The organism is Salmonella sp. A1325, from assembly GCF_056991255.1.
On the sequence record NZ_JAMLWO010000003.1, the window covers coordinates 111,144 to 125,011 of the forward strand.

Annotated in this window: 12 protein-coding genes; 8 read left to right on the plus strand and 4 right to left on the minus strand. The window is 49.1% G+C overall.

Going from position 1 to position 13,868, the window contains the following annotated elements; translation table 11 throughout:
* Window positions 1-5 precede the first annotated feature (5 nt).
* Entirely contained in the window at window positions 6-980 is a 975-nt protein-coding gene (gene hemB, locus NAZ64_RS07480; protein WP_000130724.1) for a porphobilinogen synthase, read from the minus strand.
* Window positions 981-1,492: 512 nt separating this feature from the next.
* On the opposite strand from hemB, the gene NAZ64_RS07485 reads away from it, so the two are divergent.
* Complete coding sequence (locus NAZ64_RS07485) at window positions 1,493-4,429, plus strand: autotransporter outer membrane beta-barrel domain-containing protein (RefSeq protein ID WP_220569384.1); 2,937 nt, start codon at window positions 1,493-1,495, stop codon at window positions 4,427-4,429.
* Window positions 4,430-4,514: 85 nt separating this feature from the next.
* Window positions 4,515-5,138 (plus strand): hydrogen peroxide resistance inhibitor IprA, encoded by a 624-nt coding sequence (iprA, locus tag NAZ64_RS07490; RefSeq protein ID WP_000950236.1) that lies wholly within the window; start codon window positions 4,515-4,517, stop codon window positions 5,136-5,138.
* Between the two features lie 44 nt (window positions 5,139-5,182).
* Here iprA and ampH read toward each other — a convergent pair whose 3' ends face one another.
* Entirely contained in the window at window positions 5,183-6,340 is a 1,158-nt protein-coding gene (gene ampH / locus NAZ64_RS07495) for a D-alanyl-D-alanine-carboxypeptidase/endopeptidase AmpH (protein WP_000830780.1), read from the minus strand.
* A gap of 346 nt (window positions 6,341-6,686) precedes the next feature.
* On the opposite strand from ampH, the gene sbmA reads away from it, so the two are divergent.
* Both sbmA and yaiW read left to right on the plus strand, forming a co-directional pair.
* Window positions 6,687-7,907, plus strand: a complete 1,221-nt coding sequence (gene sbmA, locus NAZ64_RS07500) for a peptide antibiotic transporter SbmA (protein WP_080095259.1) — start codon at window positions 6,687-6,689, stop codon at window positions 7,905-7,907.
* Between the two features lie 14 nt (window positions 7,908-7,921).
* The gene (gene yaiW, locus NAZ64_RS07505) at window positions 7,922-9,016 is read left to right on the plus strand and encodes a surface-exposed outer membrane lipoprotein YaiW (RefSeq protein ID WP_076726142.1); all 1,095 of its coding nucleotides are present in this window, start codon (window positions 7,922-7,924) and stop codon (window positions 9,014-9,016) included.
* A gap of 37 nt (window positions 9,017-9,053) precedes the next feature.
* On the opposite strand, the gene NAZ64_RS07510 is transcribed toward yaiW, so the two are convergent.
* Window positions 9,054-9,362: a YaiY family protein gene (locus NAZ64_RS07510; RefSeq protein ID WP_000763139.1), complete on the minus strand. Its 309-nt coding sequence runs from the start codon at window positions 9,360-9,362 to the stop codon at window positions 9,054-9,056.
* 267 nt (window positions 9,363-9,629) lie between these two features.
* Between NAZ64_RS07510 and NAZ64_RS07515 the strand changes: the two genes are divergently transcribed.
* Window positions 9,630-9,845, plus strand: a complete 216-nt coding sequence (locus NAZ64_RS07515) for a DUF2754 family protein (protein ID WP_001239240.1) — start codon at window positions 9,630-9,632, stop codon at window positions 9,843-9,845.
* 25 nt (window positions 9,846-9,870) lie between these two features.
* Here the strand turns inward: NAZ64_RS07515 and ddlA are convergent, their stop codons facing one another.
* Window positions 9,871-10,965, minus strand: coding sequence for a D-alanine--D-alanine ligase (ddlA, locus tag NAZ64_RS07520; RefSeq protein WP_001096588.1), 1,095 nt, complete (start codon window positions 10,963-10,965; stop codon window positions 9,871-9,873).
* Between the two features lie 77 nt (window positions 10,966-11,042).
* Here ddlA and NAZ64_RS07525 point away from each other — a divergent pair, with 77 nt between their 5' ends.
* From NAZ64_RS07525 to iraP, 3 genes are all read left to right on the plus strand, one after another.
* The gene (locus tag NAZ64_RS07525; protein ID WP_483640900.1) at window positions 11,043-11,756 is read left to right on the plus strand and encodes an extensin-like domain-containing protein; all 714 of its coding nucleotides are present in this window, start codon (window positions 11,043-11,045) and stop codon (window positions 11,754-11,756) included.
* Window positions 11,757-11,924: 168 nt separating this feature from the next.
* Window positions 11,925-13,136 (plus strand): multidrug efflux MFS transporter, encoded by a 1,212-nt coding sequence (locus NAZ64_RS07530; protein WP_000446772.1) that lies wholly within the window; start codon window positions 11,925-11,927, stop codon window positions 13,134-13,136.
* A gap of 296 nt (window positions 13,137-13,432) precedes the next feature.
* Complete coding sequence (iraP, locus tag NAZ64_RS07535) at window positions 13,433-13,693, plus strand: anti-adapter protein IraP (RefSeq protein ID WP_001518423.1); 261 nt, start codon at window positions 13,433-13,435, stop codon at window positions 13,691-13,693.
* Window positions 13,694-13,868: the final 175 nt, after the last annotated feature.

A 13,868-nucleotide genomic window follows, 5' to 3' on the forward strand; every position in this document is an offset into this window, starting at 1 on the left:
CAGAATTAACGCAGAATATTTTTCTCAGCCAGATCCAGCGCGAAGTAACTGAAAATCAAATCGGCGCCGGCGCGTTTAATCGAGCCCAGACTTTCCAGCACGACCTTTTCTTCATCAATGGCGCCAGCCATAGCAGCAAATTTAATCATGGCGTATTCACCGCTCACCTGGTAAGCGCCAAGCGGCAACTCTGTGCGTTCGCGGATTTCACGCAGCACGTCCAGATACGCGCCGGCCGGTTTCACCATTAAGCAATCCGCGCCCTGGGCTTCGTCGAGCAGTGATTCGCGAATCGCTTCACGGCGGTTCATCGGATTCATTTGATACGTCTTGCGGTCGCCTTTTAACGCGGTACCCGCAGCTTCACGGAAGGGGCCGTAGAAAGAAGAGGCGAACTTGGTGGAGTAGGACATTATTGCCGTATCGGTAAAACCGGCGGCATCCAGCGCCTGGCGGATAGCCTGGACTTGTCCATCCATGGCCGCGGAGGGCGCAATAAAATCTGCTCCAGCCGCCGCCGCGATAACGGCCTGCTTGCCGAGGTTGGCCAGCGTCGCATCGTTATCCACACCGTGTTCGCACAACACGCCGCAGTGGCCGTGCGAGGTGTATTCGCAGAAGCAGGTGTCGGACATGACGATCATCTCCGGCACGGTTTGCTTACAGATGCGGGACATTCTTGCCACCAGGCCGTCTTCTTTCCAGGTATCGCTGCCGGTGTCATCAGTATGGTGAGAAATGCCGAAGGTCATAACGGAACGAATACCAGCATTTGCGATACGTTCAATCTCTCGCGCCAGCTGCTTTTCCGGGATACGCATTACGCCGGGCATGGCATCAATAGCTTTGTAATCGTCGAGTTCTTCTTCAACAAAGATCGGCAACACCAGGTCGTTCAGGCTAAGTGTTGTCTCTTCAAACATAGCGCGCAGCGCAGCGGATTTGCGCAGGCGGCGAGGGCGATGGATAAGGTCTGTCATGGTCTGCCTGATGTTTGTGGAATCGAAGGCCCAGTATACCTGAATCTGTAGGCAGATGTTTTACGAAAACGGTCCTTAACGTAGCAGGCGCAGCCCCGGCGGCGGCAGAACATGGCGCTTCTTTTATATACCGGAGATTAATACCTCAGGCACTATATCATTTTAAATAAGAATTAGTTTTACGTTGTTTTTAGTTTTATTTCATCGTCATTTAAGTAAATGTGGGTTTTAACATTATTCATATTTATTTTATTTTTCTTTAATCCATATTTATCTCATATGTATTTTATTTTTTTATTTTCTTGTAACCTCATGAAAAAGAATGATTTTTAATTATCTATTTTCCTTTTATTACGTCTTTTTAATTCATGTCCGAATCCGGACTGAGGATAAAGAATAATTGAACCTTTTAGCAATGACGCCGCATAATCCTCCTTGCTAAACATCTATATGTTTTTATGCATTGATAATTGATGGATCAACTATATTACGTCCCTGAGGAGGGATGACAAATGCACTCCTGGAAAAAGAAACTTGTAGTCTCACAATTAGCATTGGCTTGCACTCTGGCAATCACTTCTCAGGCGAATGCTACTACTTACGATACCTGGACTTATTACGACAATCCTACCACCGCGCTTGATTGGAATAATATGGATGCCGCAGGCACTGTTGATGGTAACTATGTAAACTATAGCGGTTTCGTTTACTACAACAATGCCAATGGTGATTTCGATCAGACGTTCAACGGTGACACTGTTAACGGTACGATTTCTACCTATTATCTGAACCATGATTATAATGACGCAACCAGTAATGAGCTGAATATTAGTAATTCAGTTATTCATGGCTCGATTACTTCCATGCTGCCGATTGGTTATTACGATCGTTTTGATACGTTGGATAACGATGGGTTTTCTGAATATTATCGGTTCAACAACGGTACTGATACTGTTGACGGAAACTGGTATGACGGTGATGTGTTCACGCTGAACATCGCTAATTCCACCATTGATGATGATTATGAAGCGTTTTACTTCACTGATTCCTATAAGGATGGTGATGTAACTAAGTACACAAATGAAACATTCGATGTCAGCGAAGGCGTGGCGGTGAATCTTGATGTAGAAAGCAACATCAATATTTCCAACAATTCCCGTGTTGCAGGTATTGCCTTGTCTCAGGGAAATACTTACAACAACACTTACACGACGGAATCCCATAACTGGGATAACAATATTAATGTATTTGACTCTACTGTAACTTCCGGTTCAGATTATATCCTGGATAGTGCTTATACTACTGACACTGGTACTTTTGGCACAGGTCACTTTGGCAATTCCGATGAGCCGAGCGATTATACTGGTGCTGGCGACGTTGCATTATCTTTCACTGATGACAATGGTGCTTCAGACTATGCAATGAAGAACAATGTGTACTTCAGTAATTCTACGCTGATGGGTGATGTCAAATTTACCAGTAACTGGAACGCCAATTTCGATGCGGATGGTGATGATACTAACGGTGATGGTGTTCCTGATACCAACCATGGCTGGGCTGATGACGGCCTCAACGTCGACGAACTGAACCTTACACTTGATAATGGCAGTAAGTGGGTTGGTCAGGCGACTTATACTGTTGATACAACGTCCCGTATGTATGATGTTGAAACGAACAGCCTTACTCCAGGCGCAACATTGGAAGATAATGCCTGGAATCGTATCGTTGGTAATGAAGTTTTCCAGAGCGGCGTGTTTAACGTGACGCTGAACAATGGTTCTGAATGGGACACCGTTGGGGACTCGACTGTTGATACTCTGGCTGTAAACAATGGTTCTCAGGTTAATGTTTCTAATTCTGATTTAACATCAGACACCATTAATTTGACTAATGGTTCTTCACTGAACATTGGTGAAGATGGTTATGTTGACACCGATCACCTGACAATTGACTCCTATAGTACTGTTGGTTTGACCGAATCTACTGGATGGAGCACTTATTCCAATCTGTATGCCAATACCATCACCGTAACTAACGGTGGTGTGTTGGATGTGAATGTTGGTCAGTTTGATACCGAAGTATTCAGCACTGATAAACTGGAACTGACCAGCGGCAATACTGCTGATCACAACGGTAATGTTGTTTCTGGTGTGTTCAATATCCATAGCAGTGATTATGTTCTGAATGCTGACCTGGTGAACGACCGTACCTGGGATACCACTCAGGCTAACTATGGTTACGGTACTATCGCGATGAACTCTGACGGTCACCTGACCATCAACGGTAATGGCGATATCAACAACGGCGACGAACTGGATAACAGCTCTGTTGATAATGTTGTAGCGGCCACTGGTAACTATAAAGTTCGCATCGACAACGCTACTGGTGCCGGTTCTGTTGCGGATTACAAAGGCAACGAGCTGATTTATGTCAATGACGTAAACACCGATGCGACCTTCTCTGCAGCAAACAAAGCTGACCTGGGTGCTTACACCTATCAGGCTAAGCAGGAAGGCAACACTGTCGTGCTGGAACAGATGGAACTGACCGACTACGCTAACATGGCGCTGAGCATTCCTTCTGCGAACACCAATATCTGGAACCTGGAACAAGACACCGTTGGTACTCGTCTGACCAACGCTCGTCATGGCCTGGCGGATAACGGCGGCGCATGGGTAAGCTACTTCGGCGGTAACTTCAACGGCGACAACGGCACCATTAACTACGATCAGGATGTTAATGGCATCATGGTCGGTGTTGATACCAAAGTTGACGGTAACAACGCTAAGTGGATCGTTGGTGCGGCAGCAGGCTTCGCGAAAGGCGATCTGAGCGATCGTACCGGTCAGGTGGATCAGGACAGCCAGTCTGCCTACATCTACTCTTCCGCTCGTTTCGCAAACAACATCTTTGTTGATGGTAACTTGAGCTACTCTCACTTCAACAACGATTTGTCTGCTAACATGAGCGACGGTACTTACGTTGACGGCAACACCTCTTCTGACGCCTGGGGCTTTGGCTTGAAACTGGGTTATGATCTGAAGCTGGGTGATGCAGGCTACGTAACGCCTTACGGCAGCGTATCCGGTCTGTTCCAGTCTGGCGACGACTACCAGCTGAGCAACGACATGAAAGTTGACGGTCAGTCCTACGACAGCATGCGTTATGAAATCGGTGTAGATGCAGGTTATACCTTCACTTACAGCGAAGATCAGGCGCTGACGCCGTACTTCAAACTGGCTTACGTTTACGACGACTCAAACAACGATGCTGACGTAAACGGCGACTCTATCGACAACGGCGTAGAAGGTTCTGCGGTACGTGTTGGTCTGGGTACTCAGTTCAGCTTCACGAAGAACTTCAGCGCCTACACCGATGCTAACTACCTCGGCGGCGGTGATGTTGATCAAGACTGGTCTGCAAACGTTGGTGTTAAATATACCTGGTAATCATTTTCTCTCAGGAGAAATAAAGGTAATTTAAACTGAAAAATGCCCGTCAAGGACTTGACGGGCATTATTGCAAGGAATGCATATGTTATCTTTAAGCAAGCCACTACAGGAATTCAACAGACTCGATAAATGCCTTTCTAAGCATGGTACGCGTTTCGAGTTTGTTAACGATAAAGAGATTATCTGTTCACCTGATGAAAGTAATACCCATACCTTTGTTATTTTAGAGGGGGTTGTTTCGTTAGTTCGGGGTGATAAAGTTCTTATTGGTATTGTGCAGGCCCCCTTTATTTTCGGCTTAGCCGATGGTGTGGCGAAAAAAGAGGCACAATATAAATTAATTGCGGAGAGCGGTTGCATCGGTTATCGCCTCTCATCATCACAAACTCTCGCCATCATTGAGCAGAACCAACTGTGGCGTGAGGCCTTCTGTTGGTTAGTATGGAAAAGCCAGGTACTGGAACTTCGTGACAAGCAGCTCATTGGTAATAATTCTTACGACCAGATTCGTGCGACGTTAATGACAATGATTGAGTGGGATGAAGAACTTCGCTCACGTATTGGTGTTATGAATTATATTCATCAACGAACGCGCGTATCGCGATCGGTGGTGGCGGAAGTTCTCGCGGCCCTGCGTAAGGGTAATTACATTGAAATGAATAAAGGCAAACTGATTAGTATTAACCGTTTGCCCTCCGAATATTAACAAAAATGTTGTGCCTCGTCTGATATAGCGCGAGGCGCGACGACTCAGGATGCAGGAATAGCAATCGGTTTATTGCCGCTTAACTCAGTAACCAAATCGTTAATCCCGTCGCTCATATTGGTAAAACGCGTGAGGGGGGAACGGGTTACGACCACAAAAGCGCCAATATTATATTGTGGGATCATCGCCATATAGGTAATAAAACCGCCGCCGCCGCCTGTTTTCTGGATAATGCCAGGACGTCCGTCTTTTGGTGCCATATAGACCCAGCCCAGACCGAGCGCGTCGGCTTTACCTGGTACGTCCATCCCGATGATTTTCTTTAACTGTGTGCGCTGATAAATCAACGTTTGCATACGATCGGCCTGATGACTACGGTGATAGAAATCTGACGACAGATACTGTTGCATCCAGCGCATCATATCTCCTGGCGTAGAATAGACCCCGCCGCTGCCAATGGCTGCCAGCGTATTATTACAGGGGCTTGCGCCTTTCTCTGCCACCATCAGACGCTTACACTGATCGGGAGAGGGGGTAAACGTGGTGTCTTTCATTCCCAGCGGGCGGGTAATCTTTTCTTCAAACAGTTGTGTATAAGGTTTGCCGGAGGCGGTCGCCAGCGCGTCGGCTAACAGGTCGAACGCCAGATTGGAATAGGCCGCCTGCGAGCCTGGCGCGACTTTTAACGTTGCTGTGGAGAGCCAGCTCCAGCGTTGTTCGCGGGTTGGCCAGACAAATACCGGACGATGCGCCGCGCCGCCGGGCTGTTCTCGCGGAAGCGCGCTGGTATGGGTCGCTAAGTTGACCAACGTAATCGGCGTGCCTTGATACGTCGGGACATGCGCGCCGGGAGGCGCATATTTGCTGAGCGGATCGTTTAATTTTACCGTTCCCTGATCGAGCAATTTTACCAACATTTCACTGGTCATTAGCTTGGTGAGAGAAGCGATACGAATGACCGAATCAAGCTGTGGACGAACATTATTGCCCGGTCTGGTGTCACCGAAACTACGAAACACGCGTTGATTGCCGTCGATCACCACCAGCGCCATGCCCGTGGCGCCGCTACCATAAAAGATATGCTCGGCATAACGATCAACGATATCAGAGGCAAAAACCGGATCGGCAATCGGCTGAGCCGCCTGGACAGAAGTAAGTGATGCCGCAAACAGCATGGCAGTAAAAAGCAGACTACGTTTCAACGGTGATGTCCATAAGTGAAATAACGGTGGTTATGCGTATTTATACTACCCGGCGGCACATTGCAAAACGTTAAAGAGAAAAAAGTGGGTGAAAAAACGTAACGGCGGGTTTTCGTGATGGAGAATGTTTACTTTTGTGATAAAGCGCTTGTGATAACCTGATAGCGCCAGCCTGCCTGCTTAGAATGAAACTCGTCGAAACAATTCTGTTGAGCAGAAGTGCGAACTAAGCGTCACAACGTAGGTCACAATGCCTGGTTTAGCCCTTTCATTTGCGTGGGCATGGCGTGATATTGCCGCCGTTACAGCAGCCGTAATAAAGAGAAGAAGTTAGCAGGAGAGCATGATGTTTAAATCTTTTTTCCCAAAGCCAGGGCCGTTTTTCATGTCGGCGTTTGTTTGGGCGCTTATCGCCGTCATTTTCTGGCAGGCGGGAGGAGGAGATTGGGTGGCGCGACTTGTAGGGGCATCCGATGAAGTGCCTATCAGCGCAGCGCGCTTCTGGTCGCTGGACTATCTGATTTTTTATGCTTATTACCTGATTTGCGTGGGATTATTTGCAACGTTCTGGTTCATCTATAGCCCGCACCGCTGGCAGTACTGGTCGATACTTGGCACCTCGCTCATTATTTTTGTCACCTGGTTTTTGGTGGAGGTTGGCGTCGCGGTTAACGCCTGGTACGCGCCGTTCTATGATTTGATTCAAACGGCGCTCAGCTCGCCGCACAAGGTCACTCTTGGTCAATTTTATCATGAAGTGGGGGTGTTTCTCGGTATTGCGCTTATCGCCGTGGTGATCGGCGTGCTGAACAACTTCTTTGTCAGCCACTATGTATTTCGCTGGCGTACCGCAATGAATGAGCACTATATGGCGCACTGGCAGTACCTGCGCCATATCGAAGGGGCCGCCCAGCGTGTGCAGGAAGATACCATGCGTTTTGCCTCTACACTGGAGAATATGGGCGTGAGTTTTATCAATGCCATCATGACGCTCATCGCCTTTCTGCCGGTGTTGGTCACCCTGTCAGCGCATGTGCCGGATTTACCCATCGTAGGGCATATCCCTTACGGCCTGGTCATTGCCGCCATAGTCTGGTCATTAATGGGGACGGGCCTGCTGGCAGTCGTCGGGATCAAATTGCCGGGGCTGGAATTTAAAAATCAGCGAGTGGAAGCAGCTTATCGTAAGGAGCTGGTCTACGGTGAAGATGACGCCAGCCGCGCCACGCCGCCCACCGTGCGTGAACTGTTTAGCGCGGTGCGCCATAACTACTTCCGTCTCTACTTTCACTATATGTATTTTAACATCGCGCGCATTCTCTATTTGCAGGTCGATAACGTTTTCGGTTTGTTCCTGCTGTTTCCTTCCATTGTTGCCGGTACGATTACGCTGGGGCTGATGACACAAATCACCAACGTGTTTGGCCAGGTGCGCGGTTCGTTCCAGTATTTGATTAACTCCTGGACGACTCTGGTGGAGCTGATGTCTATTTATAAACGTTTACGTAGCTTTGAACGCCAGTTAGATGATCAGCCAGTTCAGGAAGTGACCCACTCTTTTAGCTAACAGAAGGAAACGTTATGTCGGCGGCGTCCCGTCTTTATCCTCTGCCTTTTCTGGCGGTCGCCATATTGGCTGGCTGTAGTAGTCAATCCGGGCAGCCGGTGAGCAAGGGCGAGAAGCCTGTCGACGTGGCAAGCGTAGTTCGTCAGAAAATGCCGGCCAGTGTCAAAGACAGAGAGGCCTGGGCGAAAGATATCGCGACAACGTTTAAGAGCCAGGGGCTGGCGCCGACGGTAGAAAATATCTGTTCGGTGCTGGCTGTCGCCCAGCAGGAGTCCGGTTATCAGGCGGATCCTGTCGTGCCGGGGCTAAGTAAAATAGCCTGGCAGGAGATTGATCGTCGTGCTGAACGACTACACATTCCGCTGTTTCTGGTGCACACCGCGCTGAAAATTAACTCCCCCAACGGCAAGAGCTATAGCGAACGCCTGGACACGGTAAAAACCGAAAAACAGCTTAGCGCTATTTTTGACGACTTTATCAATATGGTCCCTATGGGGCAGACGCTATTTGGCTCATATAACCCGGTGCATACGGGCGGCCCGATGCAGGTCAGCATTGCCTTTGCCGAACAGCACGCGAAAGGCTATCCGTGGAAGATGACGGGTACGGTACGTCAGGAGGTCTTTACGCGCCGTGGCGGATTGTGGTTTGGAACCTACCATTTGCTGAATTACCCGGCGAACTACAGCGCGCCTGTTTTCCGCTTCGCCGACTTCAACGCGGGATGGTACGCCAGCCGTAACGCTGCGTTCCAGAATGCCGTCAGTAAAGCCAGTGGGGTAAAACTGGCGCTGGATGGCGATCTGATTCGTTATAACAGCAAGGAAGCGGGCAAAACAGAGTTAGCGGTGCGCAAACTGGCAGGGCAGTTGGGAATGAGTGAGCGTGAAATTCGCAGCCAACTGGAGAAAGGCGATAGCCTGGCGTTTGAAAAAACGGCGCTCTACAAGAAAGTCTATAAACTGGCCGAGGCCAAAACGGGTAAGACGCTTGCGCGGGAAATGTTGCCCGGTATTCAACTGGAAAGTCCGAAGATCACGCGTAAGCTGACGACCGCCTGGTTTGCTAAACGAGTTGATGAGCGGCGGGCGCGGTGTATGGGGCGATAAATTTCGCGCTGGGATATTTTCTCCAGCGCGCTAAGGTTTATTGGTGACGGTGACGCCAGCGTAAAAACGCGGCGATAACGGCGAAAATGAGGCAGCCCGTGAGGAAGGGCACCAGGCCAAAAATCGTCCCGACGCCCAGCCCAATCTCTACCCGCGGTCGACCTGTATCCTGTACCTGCATCAGATGCTCATAGATGCCCGGCGCATGAACCAGCAGGTTTAAGAGTTGCGCTCCGGCCCAGAAGCAAAACAGTACAAATATGGCGTAAGCAATATTTCCGGGCGTAGAGGAGGTTTCTCGATGCTTCCCGCTGAACAGCGATTTTGAGAGAGTGAAATCAGCCATAAAGACCTCCAGGATGATCGGCTACGATCTGGCGTTATGCCATCGGCTTACTGTGAAGTCTGACAGGTCATTGTGTTTGTCAATATCAGAATCATGGTAATTTCACATACGGAATGTATCCATCGCGTAAATTTTTGTTAGTTGTCACAAAACGATCACTTTTATCAAAATCAATTAACATTTAAGAAATTCCGTATCCCCCACAGACTCGCTCGCAAGAAGTATGCAAAAATACGTTTTTGTTGCTGTTAATACGTCGGAGTCGTTATGCGTTTGCCTGTAAAAATTCGTCGTGACTGGCACTACTATGCCTTCTCTATTGGCCTTATCTTTATTTTGAATGGTGTCGTAGGATTGCTGGGTTTTGAGGCGAAAGGATGGCAAACCTATGGCGTTGGGCTGGTAACGTGGATTATCAGCTTCTGGCTGGCGGGGTTCATCATTCGCCGGCGCGAAGATGATGAGGTAAAAGACGCCCGATAAACGTTGCGCTATCGGGCGTGCGCTATTACATCGTGGTTTTTAAGGCGTTATTCGCCGTATGGCGTTCCAGCGCCAGCTCAATCAGGCGGCTGATCAAATCGGTATAGCCCAATCCGCTCGCCTGCCAGAGTTTTGGATACATACTGATATTGGTAAAACCTGGCAGCGTATTAATCTCGTTAATCACGACCTCATTGTCTGCCGTTAAGAAGACATCGACACGCGCCATACCCGCGCACCCCAGCGTCTGATAAGCCTGGATCGCGATCGCGCGGATCTTGTCATTCACCTCGGAAGGGATCTGCGCAGGCACGACAACTTGTGCGCCGTTATCATCAATATACTTAGTATCGTAGGCGTAAAATTCGCTATTCAGTACGATTTCGCCGCAGGTACTGGCCTGTGGGTTATCGTTACCTAATACGGCGCATTCGATCTCGCGCCCTTTGATCCCTTGCTCCACCACCACTTTATGATCGAATTCGAAAGCCAGCGCGACCGCCTGCTGATATTGCGCTTCGTTAGCGACTTTACTAACGCCGACCGAAGAGCCCTGATTGGCGGGCTTAACGAACAGCGGCAGTCCCAGACGGGATTCAACCTCGGCAAAACTAAACGCGTGACGATTCGTTCGGGTGAGTGTAATAAACGGGGCGATATTCAGTCCTGCATCGCGTAGCAGTCGTTTGGCGACGTCTTTATCCATGCAGGCTGCGGAGCTCAGCACGTCTGAACCGACAAACGGTAAGTTTGCGACGCGCAGCATCCCCTGCAATGAGCCGTCTTCGCCCAGCGTACCGTGGACGATAGGAAAAATAACATCTACCGTCGGTAGCGGCTGCCCGTTCTGGGCGTTAATCAATTGGTGTTGATGTTTGCCAGGCACCTGGGCCAGACTGATTGCCGAAGGACGTAGCGCGATATGTGCCGGATCGTCTGCATTCTGCAAATAATTTTCCGCATCGTTAACATGCCATTGTCCTGCCTTATCTATCCCTAACAGCACCACGTCGAAGCGGGTTTTATCGATCGCATCAACGATATTTTTCGCTGATTGCAAAGACACTTCATGTTCCGCCGACTTACCGCCAAATACTATTCCTACCCGCAATTTCGCCATCTTAAAAACCCATTCCATCGAATGCAAAGCGTATACATTACCACGACAAAACGCGGGTTTCGCGGGCTTCTGCCATAATGTTTATGGGATGTGAGAACGGAGGCCGCGTGAGAGGTAAGGGTTTTCTGATTATTGTGCTGTTGGGCGGCATTGGCGGGCTGGGTTATCGTTATCTTCCCTCTTATTATAATCCTTTTGCTCCGCTACAACTTGCCGATCCGCCAGGCTGGATCACGACCTTCAAACTACAGCGCCTTACGCCGTCGCAGTGCCGGGAGCTTTTGACGGCGGCCAATCAACAGGGATTAATTTCATCACAACCTGTTGCGGATAGCGCTGGTGAATGTCCCTTGTCCCATGTTGTGCGCGTCAGAGATTTTGGCCAGGTCAAACTGAGCAGCAGTTTTTTAGCCTCCTGCCCGCTGGCGCTGCGCTCCGCGCTGTTTGTCGAACAGCAGGTAAAACCTTTAACAGAAACGTGGATGAAGCGCCGCCTGACCCGCATCGAACATCTGGGCAGCTATGCCTGCCGTAATATTTATCACCGCCCGGATGCGCGTCGCAGTGAACATGCCAGCGCAGAAGCGCTGGATGTCAGCGGGTTTCAGCTATCGGATGGCCGAAAAATCACTATCCTGCGCGGCTGGGAGCTCGATGAGACGGGGCCCTGGTTACGCGCTATGTTAAACGCCAGTTGCCATTATTATGGCAATGGGCTCGGGCCTGACTATAACGCTGCTCATGCTAACCATTTTCATCTTGGAATGCGGGGCTACGGCGTGTGTCGTTAAAGCATAAACGTCTGCCTTGCGCGGCTATATAATGTGACATGTTTCACAAAAATGATGAACGGGGAGACAAAATAGCAAAGTGTGACGTATCGCACCTCTGGAACCACCAGGAAAAAGAGAACTTGCTAAGCTAACGCGTATTTTCAGCTACTTACCGTTACGAGTCTTATGGAATCCTGGAAAGTTAATCTAATTTCCGTTTGGTTTGGATGTTTTTTTACCGGGCTGGCAATCAGCCAAATCCTGCCATTCTTACCCCTTTATATTTCCCAGCTTGGCGTCTCTTCCCATGAAGCGTTATCAATGTGGTCCGGGTTAACGTTTAGCATCACGTTTCTTATTTCCGCCATTGTGTCGCCGATGTGGGGCAGTCTCGCCGATCGTAAAGGGCGTAAACTGATGCTATTGCGCGCGTCGCTCGGGATGGCGATAGCTATTCTACTGCAGGCATTTGCGACCCATGTCTGGCAACTTTTCCTGCTGCGCGGAATCATGGGGTTAACGTCAGGCTATATCCCCAATGCCATGGCGCTGGTAGCCTCTCAGGTACCGCGCGAACGTAGCGGCTGGGCGCTCAGTACGCTTTCTACCGCGCAGATCAGCGGCGTTATCGGCGGGCCGTTAATGGGCGGCTTTGTCGCGGATCATATCGGGCTGCGGGCGGTATTTCTGATTACCGCCATGCTGTTGGTGGTGAGCTTTCTGGTCACGCTATTTTTAATTAAAGAAGGCGTGCGTCCGGTCATCAGGAAAAGCGAACGCCTGAGCGGTAAAGCCGTTTTTGCGTCGTTACCTTATCCTGCGCTGGTGATCAGCTTGTTTTTTACCACGATGGTCATTCAACTCTGTAATGGTTCCATCAGTCCAATCCTGGCGCTGTTTATCAAATCAATGATGCCGGACAGTAATAACATCGCCTTTCTTAGCGGGTTAATTGCCTCGGTGCCCGGTATCTCCGCGCTTATCTCCGCGCCTCGCCTGGGAAAACTTGGCGACAGAATCGGCACGGAAAGAATTCTGATGGCCACGCTTATCTGCGCAGTGCTGCTTTTCTTCGCGATGTCCTGGGTCACCACGCCGTTCCAGTTGGGACTGTTGCGTTTCTTGTTGGGCTTTGCCGATGGCGCGATGTTACCCGCCGTACAAACGTTATTGGTGAAATACTCCAGCGACCAAATTACCGGACGTATTTTTGGCTACAACCAGTCATTTATGTACCTGGGCAACGTGGTTGGGCCGTTGATGGGCGCGACGGTATCGGCGATGGCCGGTTTCCGCTGGGTTTTTATCGCTACGGCGGCGATCGTGTTAATCAATATTGGGCAACTGACCCTGGCGTTACGTCGTCGGCGTAACGCGCAAAAAGCGAAAGGCCAATAGCGGTGCATCGTAACGGCGCTTCTGCCGTTACGATATGGTTTAAATTAAAAGATATATTCTTTATCCGTGAAGTTTTTCTATAGATGGCATAACCTTAAATTATGATATAGCGTGATTATTGTTTTTTGATGGTTTATTATCGTCTCGTTTTCGGTCTGAGAAACGTTTCGCTGCGGCGACAGTGATAATTATTTGTGTAAAGTTCTTCCTGTATCATAAAAATAGTACTTTCAGCCTCTAGGCAGTGGTTCTTCATAGTGATAACGTCACCCTGGAACTAATAAGGAAATATGGTCATGAAAAATCTCATAGCAGAGTTGTTGCTTAAGCTAGCCCAAAAAGAAGAAGAGTCGAAAGAACTGGTTGCTCAGGTAGAAGCGTTAGAGATTATCGTCACAGCAATGTTACGTAACATGGCGCAAAACGAGCAGGAGATGTTGATACGTCAGGTAGAGGGGGCACTTGAAGGCGTAAAGCCGGATGCCAGCGTTCCTGATCACGATACGGAATTGCTGCGCCAATATGTAAAAAAGTTGCTGAGACACCCCCGGCACTAATCGTATTTAAAACAACACAGGTGTTATAACGTTACTTTTATGAAATAACATAGCCGCTTCGTTTTTATTTTGCTCTGTATTAACCAGAAGAAAATAAAAACGAAGCGGCTATGGTAATAACAGTGTAACGCTATGCGCTGTTCTTCTGCATCCTGCCAGTGTGACTGTGGATAAT

Excerpts from the sequence above, each read along its gene's own strand:
- NAZ64_RS07485 (WP_220569384.1), top strand. The coding sequence starts at position 1,493 with ATGCACTCCTGGAAAAAGAAACTTGTAGTCTCACAATTAGCATTGGCT.
- iraP (WP_001518423.1), top strand. The coding sequence starts at position 13,433 with ATGAAAAATCTCATAGCAGAGTTGTTGCTTAAGCTAGCCCAAAAAGAA.
- NAZ64_RS07510 (WP_000763139.1), bottom strand. The coding sequence starts at position 9,362 with ATGGCTGATTTCACTCTCTCAAAATCGCTGTTCAGCGGGAAGCATCGA.
- NAZ64_RS07515 (WP_001239240.1), top strand. The coding sequence starts at position 9,630 with ATGCGTTTGCCTGTAAAAATTCGTCGTGACTGGCACTACTATGCCTTC.
- ddlA (WP_001096588.1), bottom strand. The coding sequence starts at position 10,965 with ATGGCGAAATTGCGGGTAGGAATAGTATTTGGCGGTAAGTCGGCGGAA.
- NAZ64_RS07530 (WP_000446772.1), top strand. The coding sequence starts at position 11,925 with ATGGAATCCTGGAAAGTTAATCTAATTTCCGTTTGGTTTGGATGTTTT.
- sbmA (WP_080095259.1), top strand. The coding sequence starts at position 6,687 with ATGTTTAAATCTTTTTTCCCAAAGCCAGGGCCGTTTTTCATGTCGGCG.
- yaiW (WP_076726142.1), top strand. The coding sequence starts at position 7,922 with ATGTCGGCGGCGTCCCGTCTTTATCCTCTGCCTTTTCTGGCGGTCGCC.
- hemB (WP_000130724.1), bottom strand. The coding sequence starts at position 980 with ATGACAGACCTTATCCATCGCCCTCGCCGCCTGCGCAAATCCGCTGCG.
- NAZ64_RS07525 (WP_483640900.1), top strand. The coding sequence starts at position 11,043 with ATGTTTATGGGATGTGAGAACGGAGGCCGCGTGAGAGGTAAGGGTTTT.
- iprA (WP_000950236.1), top strand. The coding sequence starts at position 4,515 with ATGTTATCTTTAAGCAAGCCACTACAGGAATTCAACAGACTCGATAAA.